The following is a 22,239-nucleotide window of genomic DNA, read 5'->3' as shown; positions in this document are numbered from 1 at the left end:
CGTGGTCAGCCGACTTCCCGGACAATCAGTGCGGCTGCCGGGGCGAGGGTGGTGGTCTCGTTCAACGGCGTATCGCTGAGGAGGTCATGACCGTGCACGTCAACCTCGACCGTCTCCGCTGAGTGGTTGAGGAGGAACAGGTAGCTGAAGTCGCCGGCGTAACGGCGGACCGCCTCAAGACCGTAACCGGCGGCCGGATGATCGGGGTGGACGCCGGCGTCGTTCAGGATGCGGTGCAGGTGGTCGCGCAGCGCGTCGTCGCCCAGCCGGGTAGCGATGTAGTGGGCGGTGCCGGAGCCCCACGCATGCTGTGTGACTGCGGGACGTCCAGCGAGCGGGTACTCCGTGAAGTCTGCGATGCTGGCGGCACCGGCGAGCTCCACCGCTTCGGCCCAACAGTCTGCGGAGGATCCGTCACTGAGTTTCAGTGCGGTGGCGGCGAGCTGCGGGAAGTGTTCCTCAACGCGAATGCCGAGGAGCTCCGCAAACGCTCCTGAGAAGCCGCCTGACCGAACATTGAGGTTCTCATCCGTGCTACCGGAGAAGTACCAGATAGCGGTGTGTCCGCCGTCCGCGACGTACCGCCGGAGTGCTTCGGCTTCAGCGTCCGAAGCGGCAAGTTTGCTGGGCACCAGGACGAGGTTGTAGCCGCTGAGGTCCTGATCGAGCCGGACAAAGTCAACGTTGATTCCCAGCAGCCACAGCGCACGGTGGACCGCCTTCACAGCAGGGAGGAAAGCGACGTCGGTGGACGGCAGAGCGCTGGTGTCGGTCGACCACCACGCGGCGGAGTCCCAGACGATGGCCACCCTGTTCCGGTTGACGCGGCTCCCCTCGGCCGGGGCCGGTGCAAGTTCGGGCAGGGCGGACAGCGTGGTGCCGAGTTCGACGATCTCGCGGAAGGTCCGGGAGTTTTCACCGACGTGCGGAACCATCGGCGAGTGGAAGAACTCGGCTCCGGCCCGCGGCGACCGCCACTGGAAGAACAGGGAACCGGTGGAGCCGCGTGCAAGGTATTGGAGGGTGCTGAAAAGCAGCGTGCCCGGGTCCCGTGCGAGGATGCGGCCCTGGTCGTAGTTGTAGACCATGGTGGTGGCCTGTTCCATGAGCACCCACGGGCGGCCGCAGTTGAAGGAGCGGGCGAGGTCGCTGCCGAAGGCAACCTGGATGTTCCCTTCGATGCCCGGAGTGTCCGGATAGTGGTCTACGGAGACGTCGTCTATCTCGGCTGCGAAGTCCCACTGGTCGTAGTGGTTCCAGCTCGGAAGCATGAAGTTGGTGGTGACGGGAACGTCGGCGCGGACGCCTCGGACTATGTCCACCTGGTCCCGCAGGCAATCCCTCAGCAGGTCGGCTGAGAAGCGTTTGAAATCGAGCAGGTGGGACGGATTGGGCAGGTATTGGGTAGCCTGGGGAGCGAAGATCTCGTCCCATTCGCCGTAGCCCTGGGACCAGAACGCGGTGTTCCAGGTGGCGTTCAGTTGCGTCAGGGTTCCGTACTTCGCGCGGAGCCATCCACGAAACGCCGTGTCCGTCTCAGGCCCGTAGGAGACCGTGCCGTACTCGTTGTGGAGGTGCCACATCCTCAGCGCCGGGTGGGAAGAGTAGCGCTCGGCGAGGGCTGTGGTGACGCGTTTGGCTGCGGCACGGTAGGCAGGAGCCGCCGGGTTGTAGGTGTCCCGGCTTCCATGGATCAGCCGCACACCGTCCGCAGTGACCGGCAGGGCTTCCGGGTGTGCCAGGGAGAACCAGGGCGGCGGCGAGGCGGTCGGTGTGGCAAGGACAACGCCGATGCCGTTTTCCGCCATCAGATCCATGACCTTGTCCAGCCAGCCGAACTCGTAGTGACCTTCCCGCGGTTCGATGGAAGACCACGAGAAGACGCCGACCGTCACTCGGTTAACGCGTGCCTTCCGCATCAGGCGAACGTCTTCCTGCCACACCGATTCAGGCCACTGTTCCGGGTTGTAGTCGCCGCCGAAGACGAGCTCATCGGTTTTCGGGAAGGGCTGATCAGTGGGCATGGAGGCGGTCCTTGAGCGATGTGGATGCGATATTGTCGAAGCGCTTCGACAACTGTATGGTCCAGTGACGTGACGCGCAACACCCTTGCGTCTGCGTTGCCCCTGGCGCGTCACTTTGCGAAGATGCAACGGTAGGAAATTGAGACATTCGACGACGGATCCAAGGGAATGGACATGCTGCTAACCGCTCCGGTCAGCGCGGCCATTGGAAGCGAGGCGGCCGCTGTGGCCAGCTGTGAGGAACGCGACTAGCCCTTCCCTGCCGAACCTGTGCAGGTGGAGGGCCACTGTGTCATGCCCTCGAACACCCATCTGTAAGGCGATCCATCATGCAGAAAATCGGCGACCGCGACATCCGGTCATCGTTCATCAATGCCACCCGCTCCGAAACCGCCAAACTCAATCTCCCAGCGAACTTCGACTCGCTCGAGTGGGACAAGCTCGACTTCCTCGGTTGGCGTGACGGGAAGATGCCGCTCCGCGGTTATCTCATCGTGCCGAATGAAACCGGGATCACCGGCGTCCTCCTGCGAGCGCCGGAGGGCGGACCTAAGAAAAACCGTTCGGTACTGTGCGAGATCTGCCGCGATGTGTTCTCCAAGGAGGACGTCCTGCTCTGGGTGGCCAAACGTGCCGGCCAGTCAGGCAGGAATGGCAACACGGTCGGCACGCTGATCTGCGCCGACTTCATCTGTTCTGCCAACGTACGCAAGGCGCCGCCGGTCAATGAGATCAACCCGGATCCCGCCGTCGTCGTGAAGCGGCAGGTAGCGGAGCTGAACGTGAGAATCCGGAAGTTTCTGGCGCGAGTGGCCGAATAGTCGGCGGTGCGTGGAGAAGCGAACGACGCCGCCCGCCGGGTCTGGGTGGATATCCTCGCCAGATTCCTCGAACGGCTCTAGCCCGCCTGCTGCAGTACCTTGGCCAGGAGGGCTGGATCCACTGATCCGCCGGAGACGACGGCGGCCGTTGTGCCGCCGTCGTTCTGGGTGTTTCCGGACGGCACGAGGTCATGCATCCAGGCGGCAGTGGCCACGGCGCCGGACGGTTCAACCACGAGCCTGCCGGCGAGGGTGAGGTGGCGCATAGCGGCGAGGATTTGTTCTTCGGTGACGGTGATGACGTCGTCGACGTAGCGCTTGACGTGCTCCCACGGGTGGACACCGAGCGCGGGTGTGCGGAGGCCGTCGGCAACGGTGCGGTACGTGAGTTCCTGCTCCCAGGTGATGCGGCGTCCTTCGCGGAAGCTCTGGGCGGCGTCGGCGGCCAGTTCAGGCTCCACTCCGATCACGCGGGTTCCGGGATTGAGAGCCTTGACCGCCGTCGCAATACCGGAAATGAGTCCGCCGCCGGAAATGGGGACCAGGACGGTGTCGACGTTGGGCAGCTGCTGCATGATCTCGAGGCCCACCGTTCCCTGTCCGGCGATGATCCGGGGATCATCGTAGGGCGGCACGTGGACGTACCCGTGTTGGGCGACGAGCTCGTGGGCGCGGACGTCACGCAGGGCGGAAGGCACTATTTCCACCTCGGCGCCGAGCGCGCGGACGGCCTCGATCTTGGGGAGCGGCGCGGCGTCCGGCATGACGATCACCGCGCGCAGGTTGAGCCGGTGCGCCAGCCAGGCGACGGCGCGGGCGTGGTTGCCGGAGGATTGGGCGACGATGCCGTGTTCGCGGGCATGATCCAGCACCTGAGCAATGGTGTTGTAGGCGCCGCGCAGCTTGAAGGCACTGGTGGGCTGGAGGGACTCGGCCTTGCAGTGGAGTACCTCATCCGGGCGCTGCGGGTGCGGCAGCTGGATGATCGGTGTACGGAGAACCAGGTCACTGATGCGTTCAGCAGCGGCTTCGATGTCGCTGAGGGTGACGAGCGTGGTCTCTGCCGCTTCGCTTGTTGCGGCTTCGCTGATACTCATGGATCGATCCTAGCGACCTACAGCAGTACCGTCAGCGCGATGAGGATCCAGGCCGGTAGCACTACGCCGGAGAGGACGGTCTGGGCGGCGGTGATCTGGGCCATGAGCGCGGCGTCTCCGCCCAGGCGCCGGGCAAAGACGTAGGAACTCGTTGCCGTCGGGAGTGACTGAAAAACCACACAGACGACGGCGGCCGGCCCGGAGAATTCCAGCAGGACACACAGTCCCAGGGTGGCTGCCGGAACCGGAACGAAGCGAAGCAGGAGGGCGGCAGCCACGGGCCGCAGGGATTCGCGGGAAAAAGCACGCCCCCGCAGCCCTGCTCCAACACAGAAGAGGCCGATGGGAAGTGCCGCTCCCCCGAGCAGTCCCAGCACCGCGGCAATGAGCTGTACGACGACGGCCGGCCCCGGTGCGCTCAGGAAGTCCCCCATACCCGGTGCGGAACCGATGAGGTTTGCGGCGAGTCCTACGGCGCACGCGAGAATCAGCGGGTTGCCGAATACCGCCAGGATCAATGCGGAGCCGCGGAGCCTGTGGTGTCCGTAGTGTGCGAGCGCGATGGTTGATGCGAGGTTCCCGAACGGAATGAGGACCGCGTTGGCGAGCGCTGCGATAGCGATGCCGTTGGATCCAAAGAGGGCTGCCGCCGTCGTCACTCCTATATAGGTGTTGAAGCGGACGGTTCCCTGGAACACCGAGGTGAAGGCCGGGCCGTCCCTTCCGGTGGCAGGCCGGCGGGCAGCATAGGCGAGCAGTGCAGAGAAGGTCGCAGATGCTGTCAGGACAAGCACCATGGGACCGGGTTCAATGGATGCGAAGTCGGCTCCGGCAAGGCCGGTCACCAGCAGTGCCGGCAGCAACACGAAGTAGACGAGCTTTTCCAGTCCGGACCAGAACTCCGGGCCGGTGATGAAGGAGTGTCGGAAGATCGAGCCCAGGCCGATGAGAATGACGGCCCCGATGAGCGCGATGACCACGTCTATGTCGATGACGCCACGTCCCATCGCGGTCTTTGCCTCATGCCGTTAGTGGCGTTGGTGCTCACCTGAGGAGCGTAGCAATCGGCGGTAGCGCCATGCACCGGTGGACCACAGCGCCCATAAGACCAGCAGCGGCTGGAAGAAGAGGCGGATGAGCCGTGCGCGGTCGGTGTCCAGACCGAAGGCGTCTACACCCTCAACGTACTGGGCGATATTGCCGGGGAAGATGGCAATGAAGAACGCAGCGACGATCCAACCGACGAGAACCCTGTACCGCGGAAGGAGAATCAGTGCAGCGCCGAGGAGAATCTCGACGATGCCTGACCCCACCACAACGACGTCGGTGGGCAGGGGAAACCAGGACGGCACCTGCGCGGCGAATTCGGAGCGGGCGACCGTCAGGTGGGCGGTGCCTGCTGCCAGGAGGATTGCTCCGAGCAGTATGCGCGCAATGGTTCTGGGGAGTGATGTGCGCGCTGGGGTTGGGGTTGCGGCCATTCGGTCCAGCCTAACGGGACCGGCACCGTGTTCGTGTCGATACGCGTTCTCCTCGATTAGGATGAGCGCAGCGCATTTGCGCGGCTGGTTGGGGGCGGTGGGGTGCCTTCACCATCCCTGATCCCACGAAGGCCAGACGTTGCTGTACTTTCCTTCCACCAATTCGGCCGCGCATCGTCCTGCCGACCGTGATGTCACCCGACTGCATTCCCTGCTTGACGATGACGTCTGGGCGTTCGCCAACTGCCGGGTCGATGCGCCGGGGTACCCGGTCGCCGAGGTCGACTGGTTCTTCTACAACACCCGCACCGGCTGCCTGATTCTGAGCGAGTGGAAGAGGTATCCGAAGTCGGTGGCGGTAGCGGCGGACGTTGGGGAGCCGTGGGTACTCGCAGACGGCTCCGCTGTGCCCAATGCAATCGAGCAGGTCACCAAACAACAACGGGCGCTGCGCAGGGTGATTGAACGATCGATCCTTCCTAAGCACTTCACCGGGCATGCACAGGCCAAGATCGCTCAATGCGTTTACTCGCCGCAGATAGGCGAAGCCACCGACATAGAGCGGCTGCAATTCGGTCGCGTTCACGGAGCGCTTTCTGCACTCGCATCGGCAGTGCAGACTCTGCCGAGCCCCTCGCCCCTACTACTGAACGACGACGGCGCGCGGCTGGAGCTGGCGCGCGCGCTATGCGCGCTCTTCCGCTGCAGTATGTCAGCTGAAGTGGAGGCAAAGCTGCGGCCAACCCCGGCGAAGCCACCCGCCTCTCGCGCCGCCGTCATCATCCGGATCAGTGAGATCCATCGTGAGATGGCGAAGCTTCACCGCGAGTTGGCACACCTGATGCTTGCTGCGGAGGGAGCCGCCGAGGCAAAACCCGCGTTGGGATCACCGACCATGCTCTCGGCGGGGAGCCTTTCAAAGGTTCAGCCGGCAGTTGCTGCCCCTAAGAAGCCGGTCGTGAAGGTCACCGACCATGAGCGTATGCGCACGCATCTTGCTCCGCGGCTGGCGCATGTGAATGGCAGCAGGGAGAAAGCCACAAAGGCACTCGCCCAAGCGTGGTTAGCGGCGCTCGCCGACCCCCAACTGCACGGCCCTGCGGGAATCAATGTCTCGTTGTTCGGCAGTCTCGCGTCTCCGCTAGTCAAAAACCAGCACGGGTCCCTTCAGAAACTCGTGGGCATGCAGCCGCGCAAGTGGTGCATGCTGCAGGCGGAACAGGCCGGGCTGAAGCCCAGGGACGTTGCGGGAAAACCATCCAACATCAGAGTCCGTTAGCGCCGGCACGTCTCAGCACAGCACTAGTTGGGCAGAGATAGGCGGTCAGCCAAGAATTGCGTTGGCGATGAACAGGAGCGGGATCGAGCCGGCCCACACCGCCGTCGTAATTCCTGACCATCCCTTGAGCGCCGCGGTCCCTTCCAGCCCTGAGAAGCGGGTGACCACCCAGAAGTAGGAATCATTGAAGTAGCTGAACACCATGGATCCAGCGGTGCAGGCAAGCGCCGCGATCAGGGGGTCAACGCCAATCGAGGTGACCAGCGGAGCCGTGACCGAAGCCGCGGTAATCATGGCGACAGTGCCGGAGCCCTGCGCGATGCGCACCAGGGTCGCGATCAGGAACGGAACCAGGAAGGCTGGAAGGGCTGTCGCTGCGATGGCTTCAGCGAGGGCATCGCCGACGCCTGAACTACGCAGAACCTGACCGAGGGCACCGCCTGCACCGGTGATGAGGAGAATGAGCCCGGCTGACGCAGCAGCATCAGCGAACCAGCCCTGCACCTTGGAACGCGGAGTCCAACGGGGCAGCAGCACATACACGGCGAGGATGACGCCAATCACGAGGGCAACCACGGGGTTACCGATGAAGGCCAGTGGGACGGCCCACGCGGAGGGCTCGTACTCGCCGGTACCGACAACTCCCTGGTTGCTCTGGTCGATTGCACCGCTCACCGTGTTGAGAATGATGAGGATCAGCGGGACCACCAGCGGCAGGGAAGCAACAAAGGCTCCAACCTTGTGCGGCTTGGCTCCTGCGGGGGGCGTGCCCAGTTCGGAACTGTCGAAGTCGATGGTGGAGCCGTACTCGGAATCCTCCGTCGGCCCGGTTGCACCGATGGCCCGGGCAGCGGTGTCGCCTGACGAACGATCGTCATGGTCTGCGAGCGCGGTGGTTGTCCGGCCATGCTGGTGCGTGGCGGCGCGGCCGTACACGGTCTCACGGATGGTCTCCGACATGCCGGGCTCGATCTTCGGCCCGATCCATTTCGCGTAGAACACGACCACCGGCAACAGGATGATGGTGAACGCAAGCCCGGCAAGGATGAGAGCTCCAAGATCTGTGCCGAGAATACCGGCAACAGCGAGGGGACCCGGCGTCGGCGGAACCATATGGTGCGTCAGCGTCATGCCGCAGCCCAATGCCAGAGCCAGCGTGATGTAACCGGCGCGTTTCACTCTGGCGATGGAGCGTGCCAGCGGATTCATGATGACGTAGCCGGAGTCACAGAACACGGGAATGGAGACGAGCGCTCCGACGCTTCCCATTGCCCAGGGTTCGCGCCCTTTGCCGAACAGTTTCAGGAAGGCGAGAGCCAGCGAGTTGGCGGCACCTGACACCTCGAGAATCTTGCCGATTCCCACGCCCAGACCAATCACGATCCCGATGGATGCGAGGGTGTTGCCGAATCCGGTGGTGATGGCCGAAACGATCTCGAGCGGTGCCTGACCGGCTACCAGACCGGTGACCAGAGCGGCAATAAGCAGTGCCACAAACGCGTCGAGGCGCGTTCTCAGCACAAGGATGATGATGGTCGCTATTCCAAGAACCAGCGCCAAAAGAAGTTGTATGTCCACGTGATTGGTACTTCCTTCCGTCTGAGGGCGAACTGGCGGCCGCGACGGAGGTGAGCCGGTTGACCGTGCGGGAGGCACTGAAGAAGCTTCAGGCCCAGAATGTGGTTCAGGTTCGGCGCGGACTCGGCACGTACGTGAACCCGAGCGCCCAATGGACGGACCTGCAGGCGATCCTGCGTTCCGCGACCGCGGCGTCCGCTCCGCCCGACGTCTCACTCCGGCTCCTGGAAATCCGCCGCATGGTGGAGATCGGGGCTGCTGAACTCGCTGCACTGCATGCCACCGACGAGGACCTTGCCCGCATGGAAGACGCAAACGCGGCGCTGCAGGCTGCGCATCAGGCAGGAGACCTCGACGCTGTGACCACCGCTGACCTTGCCTTCCACGAAGCAGTTTTCCGGGCGTCCGCGAACCCGTTCATTCCGGTCATTCTGGGCCCCCTCGGCAAGCTGCTGTACAGCATGCGGCGGGAGACGTCGTCGTTCCTTGAAGTTCAGAAGCACGCGCTTGAGCACCATGCGCTGGTGCTTGACGCTATCCGGACTGGCGATGCCGAGGTGGCCGGAAAAGCGATGCAGGCCCACATCAACCAGACCTATGACGACTACGAGCACTTCATCCATCACAACGATCAGCATCAGGAGCAAAGGTGACCGAACCAGCAGAATTCCCCTCAAGCCGTACAGCGGTACTCACAGGCGCGGCTTCCGCGCGCGGAATCGGTCGCGCAACAGCCAATCGGTTGGCCGGCGAGGGCTGGAACATCGGGATTCTCGATATCGACGGGGCCGCCGCCGAAGAGGCAGCGGCGGACATCGCGCAACGGCATGGCGTTCAGGCAATCGGTGTGGCGACCGACGTGTCCGATGAGGCTTCCGTTGATGCAGCGATCAGCCGGATTGAAGCCGAGCTGCCGCCCATTGTGGCACTGGCGAACCTCGCGGGGATCAGCTCCCCCACCGAGTTCATGCAGGAAACCAAGGAAGCCTGGGAGCGGGTTTTCGCGGTCAACATGACCGGCACCTTCCTGGTGACGCAGCGGGTGCTGCACGGGATGATCGAGCGGAAGCTCGGGCGCGTAGTGAGCATTTCGTCGATCTCCGCCCAGCGTGGTGGAGGTACCTATTCCAAGGTGGCCTACAGTGCGTCGAAGGCAGGCATCATCGGATTCACCCGCGCTCTTGCACGGGAGATGGGCGAGCACGGCATCACGGTCAATAGCATTGCGCCGGGTCCGGTTGACACCGACATCATGGGCGGAACCCTGACGGAGGAACGCAAGCGGGATATGTCGAAGGACATCCTGGTGGGTCGCGTGGGCACCGTCGATGAGATGGCCGCCCTCATCTCGTTCCTGGTGGGTCCTGATGCCGGGTTCATCACGGCCGCTACCTACGACATCAATGGTGGCCTGCAGGTTTCGTGACGAACTTGCCCAAAAACCGCCGTAGCCACCGCTCGGACTGGTTAGCTGACATGCACGCCGATAGCGCTTTAGCCATCGGATAGCCGTTTACCGCCATCCGATGGCTGGAACGCTATCCGAAAGCGGGAATGCTATCAGCGCTGGCCGTTCCGAAGCGCCCCAAAACTACTTGCCCAGCGAAGCGAACATCCGCCCCTCGGGGTCGAGCTTCTTCAACAACTGCGTGGTGATGTCGGACAGCTCCGACACCTGCTCACGCGTGAGCTGATCAAAAACCATCCCGCGCACATGCTCAACGTGACCCGGAGCAGCGCCTACCAACTTGGCCCACCCCGTTTCGGTGAGCGTCACGTTCTTGGCACGCCGGTCTTCGCTGCACTCGCTCCGCTCCACCAGCGCCTTTTTTTCCAGCCCCGTCAGCACCCGGGAAAGCCTCGGAAGTGTGGCGTTGGTCTGCGACGCCAACGCTGTGATGCGCAAGGTACGCCCGGGCACCTCAGACAGAGACGCAAGAACGAAGTATTCGAAGTGCGTCAGATCCTCATCACGCGTCAACTGCCCATCGAGTGCCGCCGGCAGCAGCTCGAGCACCGCCGCCATGCGCTTCCATACTTCCTGTTCATCCTTGCTGAGCCATCGCGTCATGCCTCCATTCTACGTAATGCTTGCATCTACAACTAATCGCTGCTAACTTATTAGTTGTACCCGCAAGCAATTCTTTCACAAGGAGCTCCACATGACTTCGTTCACCATCTTCGGCAAGGGCAACATGGGCAGCGCCATCGCAAGCGTTGTCGCAGCAGGCGGCTCGTCCGTCGAGCACATCGACTCCTCCAGCACCGGCGCCACCGTCAACGGCGACGTCGTCGTTCTCGCAGTCCCCTACCCCGCACTCAAGGACATCGTGGCGCAGTACGGCGATCAGCTGGCCGGTAAGGTCGTCGTCGACATCACCAACCCGCTGAACTTCGAAACCTTCGATTCCCTCGTGGTTGCCGCTGACAGCTCCGCCGCCGCTGAGCTCGCGTCGGCACTGCCGTCGTCGAAGATCGTCAAGGCTTTCAACACCAACTTTGCGGCCACTCTCGGTTCGAAGACTGTCGGCTCCAACCAGACAACCGTGCTCATTGCCGGCGACGACACCGATGCCAAGAACACCCTCGCCGATGCCGTCAAAGCTGGCGGGGTGGACGCCGTCGACGCCGGCTCCCTCGCCCGCGCCCGCGAGCTCGAAGCTATCGGCTTCCTGCAGCTGACCCTCGCCGCCGGCGAGAAGATCCAGTGGACCAGCGGATTCGCTCTCGTCCGCTAATCAGCCACAATCACCAGCACGACGCCGGTGCTCAGCCACTGCGCACCGGCGTCGCTCGTTCTACCCAGCCCCAAACCCCGAAACGGACTTTCATGAACAACGCCACCCTGACCACCACTGCCCGTACCGTGCTTCGCGTCGTCGTCGGCTTCCTTTTCGCCGCACACGGCTGGCAGAAGTTCAACGAGTGGACCATTGCCGGCACCACCGCCGCGTTCGGTGACATGGGCATCCCCATGGCCGAGATCGCCGCCCCCGTGATTGCCACGCTCGAGCTGGTCGGTGGAATCGCCCTGATCCTCGGCCTACTCACCCGCCCCGTCGCGGTGCTGCTGACCCTCGACATGCTGGGCGCGCTGATCCTGGTGCACGTCTCCGCCGGCGTCTTCGTAGCGAACAACGGCTACGAGCTAGTGCTGCTGCTCGGTGCCGCCGCGCTGACCCTCGCACTGGTTGGTCCGGGCCGCGCCTCGGCTGACTACGCGCTGTTCGGCCGCCGCGACTCACGCGTGAGTGTGCTCGCGTAAGCACTTAAACCTGAAAAGGGGAGGAAGCCTGCACTGGCTTCCTCCCCTTTTGCGTGCCCGGAGTGCTCCCCGCAGCAGCGGGTGGCACTAAGGACCCAAACGAACGTCCGCACCCGTCAGGTTGGCCCGGAAACCGTCCTCCTGAACGGTGACGTCCTGCAGCACAAGCCCCTCGGGTAGACCTTCAATCTCGTGCTCGATGGTCACGAGGCTGCGCACCACGGTGCCGATTGCGTTCGAGAGGAAGTCCGGGCCGCCAATGTCGATCGAGCGGGGTTCGACCACGAGACTGCCACCCTCGACCTCGACAGTGCCGGTGGCCACGACGCGAAGTTCGCGACCCAGCACCTCCACTGTGCGAACGACGGCGGCCTGGCCCCCCTCCGCTGCACGGACCACGGTTCCCTCCCCCAATTCGTCGGCGACAACCTCGAACGGCACCGTGGCGTCCACGGAGAGCCGGGCCGCGACCAAACCGTTCGGCCCCGTGACCACATCCTGACCGACAGCCTGTACGTCGCGAAGCGTCGAGCCGGCGGTCACCACTGTTCCGGCGTCCAGCTCAAGATCGGCGAGCCACGTCTCGTCTTCGCCAAGATCGCCGGGAGCTGCAGGCAGCGGAAGGTCGCCGGGCATATCCGCGGTCGACGACGGCGTTGGCTCCGCGCCGGACCCACCCGCTGGGCTGCTCACCACCCACCAGAGGATGGCAATCGTGATGCCCAGGACAAGAATCATCCCAACGGCACCGATCAGCCAGTCCTTTGCACGCGTCCACTCCATATGAACAGTGTGGTGGTTCCGAGCGCGGGATGGGTGAACCCCGTCGGTCAGGCGGTCTGACTCAGTCGATCGGTTGGAAGGGGTAGTTCGATCACTGCCAGGAGATCGACCGACTTGGCGATCGGTCCATCCATCGCTTGAGCAACCGAAATGGTGTCCCGCCGAACCTCCTGAATCAGCACCTTGACGCGCCGCCCATCAAGGTCCAGCCACCAGTCGTCGGTGAACATTCGAAGACCGAGTTCGTCCAGGAGGTTCTCCGCCTCCTCGAGCTCCGTCGCTTCGCCGGCCGGACGGTGCAAAAGGTCGAACGGAGCGAACAGGCCATCGTCGGTGAGATGGATGTAGCCAACATGCTCGCCGTCGGACGACCGCCGGTGGTCGAAAGTGTTCTCAGTAGGTAGCGCGCTGGTCATATGGCCACTATAGGTTCGCTCGTAGCCAGAGCCGACACCAAAGTGAGCGGATATTGTTGAACAATCCGCAAATCTCGTGCATGCTGGGTGGACCACAAACGAGACGAGGATCACTATGGCTTTCATCGACCTCAACAGCGACGTCGGCGAGTCCTTCGGCAACTGGACCATGGGCGACGACGCCGCCATCTTCCGCTCCGTCTCCAGCGCCAACGTTGCGTGCGGCTTCCACGCCGGTGACCCGTCCACCATCGCCCAGACCTGCCGCGACGCAGTTGCCGCCGGCGTCACCATCGGCGCCCACGTCGGTTACCGGGACCTGGCCGGCTTCGGACGGCGCTTTCTCGACTGCTCCCCCACAGAACTGGCCGACGACGTCCTGTACCAGATCGGCGCCCTCGACGCGATTACCCGCGCAGCCGGCGGCATCATCCGCTACGTCAAGCCACACGGCGCCCTCTACAACACGATCGTCACCCACGAGGTCCAGGCCAAGGCAGTAGTCGACGCCGTCAAGGCCTTCGGCGGCGACCTCCCGATGCTGCTCCTGCCGGGCTCGGTCGCGCTCAAGACCGCTGAAGCCGCCGGACTCCGCGGAGTCTCCGAAGCCTTCGCCGACCGCGCCTACAACCCGGACGGCACCCTGGTCTCCCGCCGGGAACCCGACGCCGTCCTCCACGATGAAGACACCGTCGCCGCCAACATGGTCCGGCTCGCCACCGAAGGCACCATCATCGCCCGCGACGGCTCCGCTATCCGCACCAGCGCCGAAAGCATCTGCCTCCACGGCGACACCGACGGCGCAGTAGCGATGTCCGCCGCCGTCCGCCGCGAACTGGAGGCTGCCGGCGTCGGTATCCGGAGCTTCGTGTGAGCGCTGGCGCCCCTCACAGCAGCATGCTGACGGAAATTCACTGGGCCGGGCCGCGCGCCCTGCTCATCGAACTCGAATCGCTCGACGCCGTCCTGGCCCTTCATGCGCAACTGGTCGACCATCCACTGCGCGGCCAGGTCGATGTCCTCGCCGCAGCCCGCACGGTTCTCGCGGTCTTCGACTCGAGCGGTAACGCCCGTGCTGCCCGCACTGCCGTCTCCGCGCTCGATGTCGCCCAGACGAAGGACGCGCTGACCTCCGCCGATCCGGTCCGGATCGAGGTGGTGTACGACGGCGATGACCTCCCCGAGGTAGGCCGCCTCACCGGCCTCGGCGCTGATGGCGTCATCGAAGCCCACACCGGACAAATCTGGACGGCTGCCTTCGGCGGATTCGCCCCGGGATTCGCTTATCTCGTCGGTGAAAACGAATCCCTCAACGTCCCGCGCCGCACCAGCCCCCGGACCGCCGTCCCCGCCGGATCAGTAGCGCTGGCCGGCAACTTCTCCGCCGTCTACCCGCGGCGCTCCCCCGGCGGCTGGCAATTGATCGGCCGCACCTCCACCCGTATGTGGAACCTCGACCGAGAACAGCCCGCACTGCTGCGCCCCGGCACTCCGGTGCAGTATGTCGCGGTACGGGAGGCGATCGAACTTGCGGACACGCAGGACACGAACGACGACGACGCCACCCTCCCTGCCGCTGCCGGCCCCGCCCTTGAGGTACTTAGCCCCGGCCCGCAGTCGCTGATCCAAGACCTCGGCCGGCCAGGACTCGGTGACCTCGGCGTGTCAGCATCCGGCGCTGCCGATACCGCGAGCGCCCGCCAGGCCAACCGACTGGTCGGCAATCAGCCGGGGGACGCCGTCGTCGAAAGTGTCCTCGGCGGACTGGCCGTCCGCGCTCACGGGGAACTGACGCTGGCACTTTCGGGTGCATCGGTGCCCGCGCAGATTGACGGCCCGCGGGGCGAGCGCAACGTCCCGATGTGCTCGCCCTTCGCCCTGCACGACGGCGAACAACTCTCCCTCGACGTCCCAGAGTCGGGGCTGCGAACCTACCTCGGCGTCCGCGGTGGAATCGACGTTGCCCCGGTGCTCGGCAGTCGCTCGACTGACCTGATGTCGGGCATCGGCCCGGCGGTCCTCGTAAAGGGGGCGGTGTTGCCTGTGGGAGATGTCGGGAATGGGCGCACTGTCGGCGCACCCGAAACTTCCCCTCTCCCGCCGGACATTCTCGAGCACCGGAAAACGGTCACCCTGCACATCACCACCGGCCCCCGGCAGGACTGGTTCACCCCTGAGTCGCAAGCGACGCTGACCGAACAGCCCTGGACGGTGACCGCTGAGTCCAATCGAATCGGCGTCCGCCTCGGGGCGACTAACGGCCGGCCCCTGGAACGCGCACGCACCGAGGAGCTCCCCAGCGAAGGTGTGGTGGCAGGCTCACTGCAGGTGCCGCCGTCGGGCCTTCCCGTTCTTTTTCTTGCCGACCATCCGGTCACCGGCGGCTATCCGGTGATCGGCGTCGTCGTGCCGGAGGATTTGCCTATTGCCGCCCAACTGTCGCCGGGCACCACCGTGCGTTTCATCGAAATGGAGCCCCAGCCATGAAGAAGGTCCTGATCGCCAACCGCGGCGAGATTGCTGTCCGGATTGCCCGTGCGTGTGCCGATGCGGAGCTCACATCCGTGGCGGTGTACGCCGATCCCGACGCCGACGCCCTGCACGTCCGCCTCAGTGACGAGGCTTATGCGCTCGGCGGTTCGGCCAGCGCGGACACCTACCTGAACATCCCCAAGCTGTTGGACGTTGCAGCCCGCGCCGGCGCCGACGCCGTTCACCCCGGCTACGGCTTCCTCTCCGAGAACGCCGACTTTGCGCAGGCAGTGCTCGACGCCGGACTGACGTGGATCGGCCCCTCACCGGAGGCTATCCGCAGTTTGGGAAACAAGGTCACCGCCCGCGAAATCGCCGTGAAGGCAGGCGCACCGCTGGTCCCCGGCTCGGACGGCCCGGTTGCCAGTGCCGACGAGGTCCGTGCTTTCGCCGAGGAGCACGGTGTGCCCGTGGCGATCAAGGCGGCCTTCGGCGGAGGCGGCCGTGGGCTCAAAATCGCCCACCGGCTCGAGGACATCGACGATGCCTTCGACTCCGCCGTCCGCGAGGCCACCGTCGCGTTCGGCCGCGGCGAGTGCTTCGTCGAGCGGTTCCTGGAGAAACCCCGCCACGTCGAGGCGCAGGTGCTGGCGGATACGCACGGGAACGTCGTGGTTGTCGGCACCCGCGATTGTTCGCTGCAGCGGCGCAACCAGAAGCTTGTGGAGGAAGCACCCGCGCCGTTCCTCACCGATGACGAGCGCAGCCGCATTCACGAATCCGCCCGCGCCATCTGCCGCGAAGCCGGGTACACCGGTGCAGGAACAGTCGAGTACCTGGTGGCGCCCGACGGCGTGATCTCCTTCCTTGAGGTCAATACCCGCCTACAGGTGGAGCATCCGGTGACCGAGGAGACATCCGGGATTGACCTCGTGCGTGAGCAGTTCCGCATCGCCGCCGGCCTGCCCGTGTCCATCACCGAGGACCCTGTACCGCACGGCCACGCCATCGAATTCCGGCTCAACGCCGAAGACGCCGGCCGCGGGTTCCTGCCCTCCCCCGGGCCGGTCGACGTCTTCGAGGCCCCCACCGGCGCCGGGATCCGCGTAGACACCGGCGTCCGTTCCGGTTCCAGCGTTCCGGCCGAATACGACTCCCTCATGGCCAAGCTGATCGTCCTCGGCGCGGACCGCGCGCAGGCCCTGCGCCGTGCGCGGACCGCCCTGGACGAGCTCCGGATCGAAGGGCTCCCCACGGTGGTCCCGTTCCACCGTGCGGTTGTCCGCGATCCGGACTTCACCCAGACCGACCGCCTCGGCGTCTACACCACGTGGATCGAGTCCGAGTTCACCGGGCGCCTCGCTGCCTCGCTCGACAGCGGGCTCACTGGCCCCGTTGCCCGCCGGGAGACGCTCACGGTGGAGCTCGACGGTAAGGCCGTTCAACTAGGCCTGCCGGCACAGGTGTTCGCTGCGCTGATGAGCGGCGAAAGCACCGCCGTCGTTCATCCTTCCGCTGTGGAGGAAAAGACAGCGGACGACGGCGCCATCACCGCCCCGATGGGCGGCAACCTCGTGAAATGGCTGGCCGACGACGGCGCCCAGGTGAGCGCGGACCAGCCCGTCGTGGTGGTGGAGGCAATGAAGATGGAGACCGTGGTCTCTGCATCGTCCGCCGGCACTTTCCGGCGTGGCGGGCAGGAGCCGGGTGCCGCCGTCGTACGTGGTGAGGTGTTGGGTACGGTTGAGTAGCCATGAATACTGCAACGGATACGACAACCGCAGCTGAGCACGCCCATACGACGGCGTGGATTGCCTCAACACTGCGCGCACGGATTGCGGCGGGGCAATTGACGCCGGGGTCGAAGTTGTCGGAGCAGGCGCTGTCGGAGTCGCTGGGGGTTTCGCGGAATACGTTGCGGCAGGCGTTCGCCACACTCGCCGGTGAGTCGATCGTGACGCGCATCCCGAACCGGGGCGTTTTCGTGGCAGCGCCCGGTGTGGAGGAAGTACGCGAAATCTACCGGGTCCGGCGGACTATTGAACCTTCGGCCGTGCTCTGGGGCCGGCCCACTCCTGCACAGCTCGATGCGATGGACGCCATCATCCGGAAGGCCAAAGCTGCACGTGATGCCGGCTCCGTTCGCGACATGGCCAACGCGAACCAGGCGTTCCACGAGGCTGTCGTCAGCCTGACCGGCAGCGAATTGCTGCGGGAACTGATGGACAAGGTCCTGGCGGAGATGCGGCTGGTGTTCCATGCCATGTCCGCGGCGCCCGATTTTCACACGCACTACGTGGACCGCAATGCGGCGCTCGTGGAGCAGCTACGCGCGGGCGAGAACGAGCGTGCAGCCGCTGACCTGCGGGCCTACCTCGACGCCGCCGAGTCCGAGCTGCTGGGGCACCTCGAGGGCGAGGCCCCTAACCGGTGATCACCATAACGGGGCACTGCGGATCCAGCAGAAGCTTGTGAGTGACGGACCCCAACTGGATTCCGGACCTCGCCCCACGGCCGTGCCGCCCGATGACAAGGAGGGAGGCGCCTGAGGCGCGGTACTTCAGCGCTTCGTCTGGAGCGCGCTCCAGATCGGTCAACCGGGAGATCCGCACCTCCGGGTAACTGGCGCGCAGGGCATCGAGCATGTCCGCGAGTTCCTGGGAAGCAGCATCACCGGTTGGACCGTCGTCGGCGGTTTCCGTGCCTTTCGATGAAGTGACGACCGTCAGCGCGTGACCAGAACGGTCTGCTTCAACGACGGCCACGCGAAGCGCTGCATGGGACTCGGGCGAGCCATCGACGCCCACAACTACTCCCCCGCTGCCGCCGTCAAGAGCCTGCGCATCACGGGGAAGGACCACAACGGGACAGGCACTTCCCAGCGCAACCTGATGGCCGACCGATCCCAGGTACTCCCCGGTCCGTCGGTCTACCCGGTCAGCCCCTACGACCACCAGTGCCGCGTTCTCCGCGATACCCAGCAATGCGTCGACGATTTCACCGCAGTGAACGGTTGAGGCGAACCGAACATCCGGGTACTCCAGCTCCGCGCGTGCTTCCTCGTCATCCATCAACTGCCGCGCCGCGTCCACCAGGCTGCGGTAGGGTGTCCCTCCCGCAGCCACCGGCAGGACGAGTGACGGGTCAGGAATCGCATGCACCAGGGTGACGGATTGACCGGTGCGCCGGGCGCGCTCGGCTGACCACCGTAGAATAGCCGGCCCCCTTTCCCCGTCCCGGAATGCGACGACGATGCGGCGCGACGGAGAGTGAGCGGATCCCACAGCACCACTCACCGTCCGGGTTCCTGCTGTTTGGGCACGATGACAGCGCGGCCGCGGATAGTGCCGGCCCGCAGCCGTTCATATGCGACGGGCGCATCGGAAAGGCTGAAAGTCTCAATCTCCACGGAGATCTTTCCTGCCCGCGCCAGCTGCACCACTTCCATCAGTTCGGACCGCGATCCCCAGTAGGGAGCCCGTGCAGCGGCATCCCACGGCGTGGAAAAGAATCCGACATCCACCGTTCCGACGCCGACGCCGACAATTGCAATTTCACCGCCGACACTCACCACTTGTGATGCAAAGGCCGTTGTCGCCGGTGCTCCCACAAAGTCGAAGACCGCCGTTGCGCCCCGGCCGCCGGTCAGAGCCCGGATCTGCCTCTCCGCATCCTCACCCGGCACAAACGCGTGGTCAGCGCCGACTTCGAGGGCGAGATCCAGCTTCGGCTCTGACTGGTCAAGGGCAATGATGGTGCTCGCCGTCAGCGTGCGCAGAATTTGGATGGCTACATGGCCCAGTCCGCCGACACCGATGACCACTGCGGTCGACCCGGGGACCAGGGTCGGCAGGGACTGCTTGATGGCGTGGTACGGGGTCAATCCTGCGTCGGTCAGGGACACACTGGCAACAGGGTCCAGATCTCCCAGCGGCACAAGATGACGAGGATCGTCAATAAGCAGATACTCCGCCATCGCCCCCGGCGCACCCAGACCGGGAGGCCTGATTTCGAGCTCTGCCGCTACCTCACAGTAATTCTCCTTGCCCTGCGCGCAGGTGTAGCAGCGTCCGCACCCCCACGGCCCGTAGACCAGCATCGGCTCGCCGACGGTAAGGCCTTTCACCCCGTCGCCCCAGGATTCAACGACACCGGCTCCCTCGTGACCCAGCGTAAGAGGCAGCCCATAGATGTACTGATCCTCGGGCAGGTCCATGATGAACTGGTCCGAATGGCACACGCCCGCGGCTGTGACGCGCAGAAGCACCTGCCCAGACCCGGGCACCGGCGTCTCGACCTCGACAACCTCCGGAGGGGTGCCGACAGCACGGTACTGGAGCGCCCTCACGAGTACTCCTCCACAAGCCGGGGTGGGTCGGGGTCTCCCATGACATACCTCCTGGGTCAGCGCGTCGATTGCAGCGGTTGACCCCAGTGTGCCCTCTTCGGGCGCCCCGCGGTAGAGCCCTGTGCCCGTTCCATAAAATAGGGTGACCAGATGGATCGCTGCACAGCGACGAATGAACCAAGACCGGGCGGTGACCTGTGATGAAGACAATAAAGGCCAGAAAGTGGAGCGACCTGACGCCCGCGCAGCAACGAGCGGTTCTGACCGCTGCGTCGGTGCAGTTGTCGCTCGCGGCTACCGCGTGGGTTGACCTAGCCAGGCGGCCCGAGAGCCAGGTCAACGGACGTAAGAGCCTGTGGGCGGTAGGGATTGGCCTCAACGTCCTGGGACCAATCCTGTACTTCAGCCGGGGAATCCGCCGCTGAAGCGCGCCACCCCCTGGAACTTTTGCGCAGGTCCAGTGGCTTCGATGGGGTCGGAAGCCACTAGACCTGCGCAAAAGTTCCCTGAACTCGGGGCTTACGGCACCAGGTAGTCGCTGTCCCTCGCGTCGGTGATCAGCATATGCCCGGGTGCGTGGCCGATGGCCAGCGGCGGACGGGACTGCATCACTGCCGCCTGCGGGGTCACGCCGCACGCCCAGAACACCGGCAGATGTCCGTCGGGGATCTGGACAGCCTCACCGAAGTCGGGGGCGCCAAGGTCAGCAATGCCAAGCTCCTCCGGATTGCCCACGTGCACCGGTGCGCCATGGACGGCCGGGTAGCGGGACGTGATCCGGACGGCGTCGGCCACTTGTGCCGCCGGGACAGGGCGCATCGATACCACCAACGGACCGGACATGGCGCCGGCGGGAGCGCACTGCCGGTTTGTCCGATACATCGGCACGTTGACGCCCTGGTCGATGTGCGCAATCCGGACGCCGCCGTCCTGCAGCGCAGCTTCGAAAGTGAAGGAACAGCCGATCAGGAACGTAACGAGGTCCTCGCGCCAGTAACGCCCGATGTCGGTTGGCTCGTCGACCTTTTCGCCGTTCCGGTACACCGTGTACTTCGGGACGTCGGTTCGGATGTCTCCGCCTGCCAGCAGCGGTCCCGCGGTCTGCCCCGGCTCGAGCACGCCCAGAATGGGGCAGGACTTCGGGTTGCGCTGGGCAAAGAGGAGCAGGTCGAAGGCCTGCTCACGCGGGATGGCCAGCACGTTGGCCTGCGCGTAACCGCGGGACCAGCCCGACGTCGGCACCACCAGTCCGTTGCGGAAGGCCTCCCGCGCTTCGGCCGGCGTGGCGGCAGCGCGGTCTTCCGGGCTCCAGCTGATCATGCGGACCACAGCTGCGCGAGCCCCATGATCGAGGTCCAGCCGAGGAAGAGCGTGAGCAGCCAGGTCACCACACCGACGATCAGCAGCCACTTCGGATAGTTGTAGCCGTTCATGAGGTCGCGACGGCGCCAGGCTACCCACAGGAGCACACCGAACCCGACCGGCAGGATCAGACCGTTGAACGCTCCGGCGAAGATCAGCAGCTGCTGCGGTGCCTGTCCGAGGAAGAGATAGACCGTGGCGCAGACCACGATGAAGGCGACGGTGATGAGGTTTCGCTTGCGCTCAGGGGTCTTCGAGGAGGTGATGAAGGAGACCGAGGTGAACGATGCACCGATCACGGAGGTGATGGCAGCGGCCCAGAGGACGATGCCGAACACCCGCATTCCGATCTCGCCGGCGGCTGCGCCGAAGGCTTCGGCTGCCATGTTGTTGCTGCTCAGGACGGTGCCGCCGGCAACCACACCAAGGATCGCAAGGAACAGCAGTACCCGCATGACGCCGGTGACAATAATGCCGATCACCGAGCTTCGCGTGATCTGCTGAACGTGTTCAATTCCGGTGGCCCCGGAGTCGAGCATGCGGTGGGCGCCGGCGTAGGTGATGTAGCCGCCAACGGTGCCGCCGACCAGCGTGGTGATGATGAGGAAGTCGATCTCCTCGGGCAGGAACGTATTTTTCAGCGCGTCACCCAGCGGCGGAGCCGCAACGATGGCTACGTAGATCATCAGCAGGATCATGATGGCGCCGAGAAGAACCACAATGCGGTCCAGCGCCAGGCCCGCCCGCTTGCTGACGAAGATCAGAATGGCGATGACGGCGGAAATGGCGCCGCCGATCTTCGGGTCAACGCCGAGCATCGCGTTGGCGCCAAGGCCCGTTCCCGCGATGTTGCCGATGTTGAAGACCACACCACCGAGGAAGACCAGGCCCGCAAGGAACCAGCCGACGCCGGGAACCACCCGGTTGCCGAGCTCCTGCGCCCGCAGCCCGGAAACTCCGATGACCCGCCAGACGTTCATTTGCACTGCAATGTCGATGAGGATGGACGCCAGGATGGCGAAGGCGAACGCCGCGCCGAGCTGTGCGGTGAAGACCGTTGTCTGGGTGATGAAGCCGGGGCCGATGGCGCTGGTCGCCATCAGGAACATCGCGCCCAGCAGTGCTGAGCGCCGAGCTGAGGAGCTCAGATTGAGTTTGGTGCTGCCTTCTGCCATGGGGTCCGTCCGTACGTCAGGGTGACTAGCGTCACAATTATCGTCCCGAGGAACGATACAGGTTGTTGAACAATATTGGCAAGAGATTGTTCAACAACTTCTCATCATTGCTTCCGGTCCAGCCCGGCCGGCTCGCAA

The 22,239-nt window shown here is 64.8% G+C and carries 23 protein-coding genes; 11 read left to right on the top strand and 12 right to left on the bottom strand.

The window, feature by feature from the left end:
• Nucleotides 1-5: 5 nt before the first annotated feature.
• Nucleotides 6-2,024, bottom strand: coding sequence for a beta-galactosidase (locus tag ACZ2GY_RS03750; RefSeq protein ID WP_471673043.1), 2,019 nt, complete (start codon nucleotides 2,022-2,024; stop codon nucleotides 6-8).
• Nucleotides 2,025-2,353: 329 nt separating this feature from the next.
• On the opposite strand from ACZ2GY_RS03750, the gene ACZ2GY_RS03745 reads away from it, so the two are divergent.
• On the top strand, nucleotides 2,354-2,845 hold the full coding sequence (locus ACZ2GY_RS03745; protein WP_277359561.1) for an FBP domain-containing protein: 492 nt from the start codon (nucleotides 2,354-2,356) through the stop codon (nucleotides 2,843-2,845).
• Nucleotides 2,846-2,922: 77 nt separating this feature from the next.
• Here the strand turns inward: ACZ2GY_RS03745 and ACZ2GY_RS03740 are convergent, their stop codons facing one another.
• The 3 genes from ACZ2GY_RS03740 to ACZ2GY_RS03730 are packed head-to-tail and all read right to left on the bottom strand — an operon-like array spanning nucleotide 2,923 to nucleotide 5,423.
• Nucleotides 2,923-3,942, bottom strand: coding sequence for a threonine ammonia-lyase (locus ACZ2GY_RS03740; protein WP_471673042.1), 1,020 nt, complete (start codon nucleotides 3,940-3,942; stop codon nucleotides 2,923-2,925).
• A gap of 17 nt (nucleotides 3,943-3,959) precedes the next feature.
• Nucleotides 3,960-4,949 (bottom strand): AEC family transporter, encoded by a 990-nt coding sequence (locus ACZ2GY_RS03735; RefSeq protein WP_471673041.1) that lies wholly within the window; start codon nucleotides 4,947-4,949, stop codon nucleotides 3,960-3,962.
• 21 nt (nucleotides 4,950-4,970) lie between these two features.
• A complete protein-coding gene (locus ACZ2GY_RS03730; RefSeq protein WP_471673040.1) occupies nucleotides 4,971-5,423 on the bottom strand; it encodes a DoxX family protein in 453 nt (150 codons plus the stop codon).
• Nucleotides 5,424-5,562: 139 nt separating this feature from the next.
• On the opposite strand from ACZ2GY_RS03730, the gene ACZ2GY_RS03725 reads away from it, so the two are divergent.
• Entirely contained in the window at nucleotides 5,563-6,702 is a 1,140-nt protein-coding gene (locus ACZ2GY_RS03725) for a hypothetical protein (protein WP_471673039.1), read from the top strand.
• 45 nt (nucleotides 6,703-6,747) lie between these two features.
• Here the strand turns inward: ACZ2GY_RS03725 and ACZ2GY_RS03720 are convergent, their stop codons facing one another.
• Nucleotides 6,748-8,280 (bottom strand): GntP family permease, encoded by a 1,533-nt coding sequence (locus tag ACZ2GY_RS03720; protein ID WP_471673038.1) that lies wholly within the window; start codon nucleotides 8,278-8,280, stop codon nucleotides 6,748-6,750.
• A 65-nt stretch (nucleotides 8,281-8,345) separates the two neighbouring features.
• On the opposite strand from ACZ2GY_RS03720, the gene ACZ2GY_RS03715 reads away from it, so the two are divergent.
• Entirely contained in the window at nucleotides 8,346-8,933 is a 588-nt protein-coding gene (locus ACZ2GY_RS03715) for a FadR/GntR family transcriptional regulator (protein WP_471673537.1), read from the top strand.
• Nucleotides 8,930-9,706 carry an SDR family NAD(P)-dependent oxidoreductase gene (locus ACZ2GY_RS03710; RefSeq protein ID WP_277359554.1) on the top strand — a complete coding sequence of 259 codons (777 nt, stop codon included), beginning with the start codon at nucleotides 8,930-8,932 and terminating at the stop codon, nucleotides 9,704-9,706. The genes ACZ2GY_RS03715 and ACZ2GY_RS03710 overlap by 4 nt, the downstream gene beginning before the upstream one ends.
• 165 nt (nucleotides 9,707-9,871) lie before the next feature.
• Here the strand turns inward: ACZ2GY_RS03710 and ACZ2GY_RS03705 are convergent, their stop codons facing one another.
• Entirely contained in the window at nucleotides 9,872-10,351 is a 480-nt protein-coding gene (locus ACZ2GY_RS03705) for a MarR family winged helix-turn-helix transcriptional regulator (RefSeq protein WP_471673037.1), read from the bottom strand.
• 91 nt (nucleotides 10,352-10,442) lie between these two features.
• On the opposite strand from ACZ2GY_RS03705, the gene ACZ2GY_RS03700 reads away from it, so the two are divergent.
• Nucleotides 10,443-11,018: an NADPH-dependent F420 reductase gene (locus ACZ2GY_RS03700; RefSeq protein WP_471673036.1), complete on the top strand. Its 576-nt coding sequence runs from the start codon at nucleotides 10,443-10,445 to the stop codon at nucleotides 11,016-11,018.
• Nucleotides 11,019-11,110: 92 nt separating this feature from the next.
• Nucleotides 11,111-11,545, top strand: a complete 435-nt coding sequence (locus tag ACZ2GY_RS03695; RefSeq protein WP_277359551.1) for a DoxX family protein — start codon at nucleotides 11,111-11,113, stop codon at nucleotides 11,543-11,545.
• Between the two features lie 87 nt (nucleotides 11,546-11,632).
• Here ACZ2GY_RS03695 and ACZ2GY_RS03690 read toward each other — a convergent pair whose 3' ends face one another.
• Both ACZ2GY_RS03690 and ACZ2GY_RS03685 read right to left on the bottom strand, forming a co-directional pair.
• On the bottom strand, nucleotides 11,633-12,328 hold the full coding sequence (locus tag ACZ2GY_RS03690; protein WP_471673035.1) for an LmeA family phospholipid-binding protein: 696 nt from the start codon (nucleotides 12,326-12,328) through the stop codon (nucleotides 11,633-11,635).
• A 47-nt stretch (nucleotides 12,329-12,375) separates the two neighbouring features.
• Nucleotides 12,376-12,744: a serine/threonine protein phosphatase gene (locus tag ACZ2GY_RS03685; protein WP_471673034.1), complete on the bottom strand. Its 369-nt coding sequence runs from the start codon at nucleotides 12,742-12,744 to the stop codon at nucleotides 12,376-12,378.
• 115 nt (nucleotides 12,745-12,859) lie between these two features.
• Between ACZ2GY_RS03685 and ACZ2GY_RS03680 the strand changes: the two genes are divergently transcribed.
• From ACZ2GY_RS03680 to ACZ2GY_RS03665, 4 genes are read left to right on the top strand one after another with little or no spacing between them, the layout of a single operon-like run.
• Complete coding sequence (locus tag ACZ2GY_RS03680; RefSeq protein ID WP_471673033.1) at nucleotides 12,860-13,618, top strand: LamB/YcsF family protein; 759 nt, start codon at nucleotides 12,860-12,862, stop codon at nucleotides 13,616-13,618.
• A 23-nt stretch (nucleotides 13,619-13,641) separates the two neighbouring features.
• Nucleotides 13,642-15,231, top strand: a complete 1,590-nt coding sequence (locus ACZ2GY_RS03675) for a 5-oxoprolinase subunit B/C family protein (RefSeq protein WP_471673536.1) — start codon at nucleotides 13,642-13,644, stop codon at nucleotides 15,229-15,231.
• Nucleotides 15,228-16,967 (top strand): acetyl/propionyl/methylcrotonyl-CoA carboxylase subunit alpha, encoded by a 1,740-nt coding sequence (locus tag ACZ2GY_RS03670; RefSeq protein ID WP_471673032.1) that lies wholly within the window; start codon nucleotides 15,228-15,230, stop codon nucleotides 16,965-16,967. The genes ACZ2GY_RS03675 and ACZ2GY_RS03670 overlap by 4 nt, the downstream gene beginning before the upstream one ends.
• Before the next feature lie 2 nt (nucleotides 16,968-16,969).
• A complete protein-coding gene (locus ACZ2GY_RS03665; RefSeq protein ID WP_471673031.1) occupies nucleotides 16,970-17,650 on the top strand; it encodes a GntR family transcriptional regulator in 681 nt (226 codons plus the stop codon).
• On the opposite strand, the gene ACZ2GY_RS03660 is transcribed toward ACZ2GY_RS03665, so the two are convergent.
• Both ACZ2GY_RS03660 and ACZ2GY_RS03655 read right to left on the bottom strand, forming a co-directional pair.
• The gene (locus tag ACZ2GY_RS03660) at nucleotides 17,640-18,500 is read right to left on the bottom strand and encodes a universal stress protein (RefSeq protein ID WP_471673030.1); all 861 of its coding nucleotides are present in this window, start codon (nucleotides 18,498-18,500) and stop codon (nucleotides 17,640-17,642) included. The two genes, ACZ2GY_RS03665 and ACZ2GY_RS03660, sit on opposite strands and share 11 nt — an antisense overlap.
• An 8-nt stretch (nucleotides 18,501-18,508) precedes the next feature.
• Nucleotides 18,509-19,564 carry an NAD(P)-dependent alcohol dehydrogenase gene (locus ACZ2GY_RS03655; RefSeq protein WP_471673029.1) on the bottom strand — a complete coding sequence of 352 codons (1,056 nt, stop codon included), beginning with the start codon at nucleotides 19,562-19,564 and terminating at the stop codon, nucleotides 18,509-18,511.
• Between the two features lie 200 nt (nucleotides 19,565-19,764).
• Between ACZ2GY_RS03655 and ACZ2GY_RS03650 the strand changes: the two genes are divergently transcribed.
• Nucleotides 19,765-19,989, top strand: coding sequence for a hypothetical protein (locus ACZ2GY_RS03650; protein WP_346028547.1), 225 nt, complete (start codon nucleotides 19,765-19,767; stop codon nucleotides 19,987-19,989).
• Nucleotides 19,990-20,083: 94 nt separating this feature from the next.
• On the opposite strand, the gene ACZ2GY_RS03645 is transcribed toward ACZ2GY_RS03650, so the two are convergent.
• Together ACZ2GY_RS03645 and ACZ2GY_RS03640 are read right to left on the bottom strand one after the other, a co-directional pair.
• Nucleotides 20,084-20,884, bottom strand: coding sequence for a putative hydro-lyase (locus tag ACZ2GY_RS03645; RefSeq protein ID WP_277356887.1), 801 nt, complete (start codon nucleotides 20,882-20,884; stop codon nucleotides 20,084-20,086).
• Nucleotides 20,881-22,101 carry an NRAMP family divalent metal transporter gene (locus ACZ2GY_RS03640; RefSeq protein WP_277356888.1) on the bottom strand — a complete coding sequence of 407 codons (1,221 nt, stop codon included), beginning with the start codon at nucleotides 22,099-22,101 and terminating at the stop codon, nucleotides 20,881-20,883. The genes ACZ2GY_RS03645 and ACZ2GY_RS03640 overlap by 4 nt, the downstream gene beginning before the upstream one ends.
• Nucleotides 22,102-22,239: the final 138 nt, after the last annotated feature.

The organism is Arthrobacter sp. KKT183 (assembly GCF_055657625.1).
Note: the sequence above shows the minus strand (reverse complement) of the source record. Positions and strands in the feature narration are given on the sequence as shown.

Coding starts and splice junctions, on each gene's coding strand:
- ACZ2GY_RS03680 (WP_471673033.1), top strand. CDS start 12,860: ATGGCTTTCATCGACCTCAACAGCGACGTCGGCGAGTCCTTCGGCAAC.
- ACZ2GY_RS03745 (WP_277359561.1), top strand. CDS start 2,354: ATGCAGAAAATCGGCGACCGCGACATCCGGTCATCGTTCATCAATGCC.
- ACZ2GY_RS03650 (WP_346028547.1), top strand. CDS start 19,765: ATGAAGACAATAAAGGCCAGAAAGTGGAGCGACCTGACGCCCGCGCAG.
- ACZ2GY_RS03740 (WP_471673042.1), bottom strand. CDS start 3,942: ATGAGTATCAGCGAAGCCGCAACAAGCGAAGCGGCAGAGACCACGCTC.
- ACZ2GY_RS03735 (WP_471673041.1), bottom strand. CDS start 4,949: ATGGGACGTGGCGTCATCGACATAGACGTGGTCATCGCGCTCATCGGG.
- ACZ2GY_RS03675 (WP_471673536.1), top strand. CDS start 13,642: ATGCTGACGGAAATTCACTGGGCCGGGCCGCGCGCCCTGCTCATCGAA.
- ACZ2GY_RS03750 (WP_471673043.1), bottom strand. CDS start 2,024: ATGCCCACTGATCAGCCCTTCCCGAAAACCGATGAGCTCGTCTTCGGC.
- ACZ2GY_RS03695 (WP_277359551.1), top strand. CDS start 11,111: ATGAACAACGCCACCCTGACCACCACTGCCCGTACCGTGCTTCGCGTC.
- ACZ2GY_RS03730 (WP_471673040.1), bottom strand. CDS start 5,423: ATGGCCGCAACCCCAACCCCAGCGCGCACATCACTCCCCAGAACCATT.
- ACZ2GY_RS03700 (WP_471673036.1), top strand. CDS start 10,443: ATGACTTCGTTCACCATCTTCGGCAAGGGCAACATGGGCAGCGCCATC.
- ACZ2GY_RS03645 (WP_277356887.1), bottom strand. CDS start 20,884: ATGATCAGCTGGAGCCCGGAAGACCGCGCTGCCGCCACGCCGGCCGAA.
- ACZ2GY_RS03705 (WP_471673037.1), bottom strand. CDS start 10,351: ATGACGCGATGGCTCAGCAAGGATGAACAGGAAGTATGGAAGCGCATG.
- ACZ2GY_RS03640 (WP_277356888.1), bottom strand. CDS start 22,101: ATGGCAGAAGGCAGCACCAAACTCAATCTGAGCTCCTCAGCTCGGCGC.
- ACZ2GY_RS03685 (WP_471673034.1), bottom strand. CDS start 12,744: ATGACCAGCGCGCTACCTACTGAGAACACTTTCGACCACCGGCGGTCG.
- ACZ2GY_RS03690 (WP_471673035.1), bottom strand. CDS start 12,328: ATGGAGTGGACGCGTGCAAAGGACTGGCTGATCGGTGCCGTTGGGATG.
- ACZ2GY_RS03670 (WP_471673032.1), top strand. CDS start 15,228: ATGAAGAAGGTCCTGATCGCCAACCGCGGCGAGATTGCTGTCCGGATT.
- ACZ2GY_RS03665 (WP_471673031.1), top strand. CDS start 16,970: ATGAATACTGCAACGGATACGACAACCGCAGCTGAGCACGCCCATACG.